The following is a 1,130-nucleotide window of genomic DNA, read 5'->3' as shown; positions in this document are numbered from 1 at the left end:
TGACCGGCGAGGCCACGGCGCCGTCGTCGTCGGGCTTCCCGGCGCCCGCGGCGTCAGCCGGGGCCGCGGCACCCGCACCGCCGCCGCCGAGGAGGGCCGCGTAGAGATCCGCGGGCAGGCCCAGGCGCACGGCGCGGCCGTCCAGCTCCACGGTGACGGAGGTGCGGCCGCCCGCGGGAACCTCGGCGCCCAGGTAGGGGGACTCGGCCAGCGGCTCGGCGAACTCGGACTCGATCCACGTGGTGTAGACGCCGAGGCGGTCCCCCGAGGTGAAGGCGTCCTGCTCGAGCACGGCGCGGTGGAACGGCACCACGGTGGGCACGCCGTCGATGCGCAGCTCGGCCAGGGCGTCGCGGGCGCGGGCGATGGCCTGGGCGCGGTCCTCGCCCCACACGATGAGCTTGGCGAGCAGGGAGTCGTACTCGCCCGGCACCACGGAGCCGGTGCGGACGCCCGAGTCCATGCGGACCCCGGGGCCGGTGGGGGCCTCGAACGCGTCGATCGGGCCGGGCACGGGCAGGAAGCCGTACGCCGGGTCCTCGGCGTTGAGTCGGAACTCGAGGGCGTGGCCGCGCGGGGTCGGGTCCTCGGGGATGCTCAGCGGCTCGCCGGCGGCGATGCGGAACTGCTCGCGCACCAGGTCCACGCCGAAGACCTCCTCGGTCACGGGGTGCTCCACCTGCAGGCGGGTGTTGACCTCCAGGAAGCTGATGAGGCCGTCCGGGGCCACGAGGTACTCGACCGTGCCGGCCCCGGTGTACCCGGCGGCGCGGCAGATCTCGCGGGCGGAGGTGTGGATGCGCTCGCGCTGCTCGTCCGTGAGGAACGGCGCCGGGGCCTCCTCCACGAGCTTCTGGTTGCGGCGCTGCAGGGAGCAGTCGCGGGTGCCGAGCACGGCCACGTGGCCGTGCTCGTCGGCGAGGACCTGGGCCTCCACGTGGCGGGGGCGGTCCAGGAAGCGCTCCACGAAGCACTCGCCGCGGCCGAACGCGGCCACGGCCTCGCGGACGGTCGCCTCGAACGCGTCCTCGACGTCGCCGAGCTCACGCACCACGCGGATGCCGCGGCCGCCGCCGCCGAAGGCCGCCTTGATGGCGATCGGCAGGCCGTGCTCCTCGGCGAACGTGCGA

General features: G+C 75.6%; 1 protein-coding gene. It reads right to left on the bottom strand.

Annotation, left to right across the window (positions count from 1 at the left end; genetic code table 11):
* A partial coding sequence (locus D8M29_RS12410; RefSeq protein ID WP_127446030.1) for an ATP-grasp domain-containing protein occupies positions 1 to 1,130 on the bottom strand: 1,130 nt, incomplete at both ends.

It is taken from the genome of Micrococcus sp. HSID17227 (assembly GCF_003989405.1).
Lineage (GTDB): Bacteria > Actinomycetota > Actinomycetes > Actinomycetales > Micrococcaceae > Micrococcus > Micrococcus luteus.
This window is presented reverse-complemented; position numbering and strand designations above follow the sequence as displayed.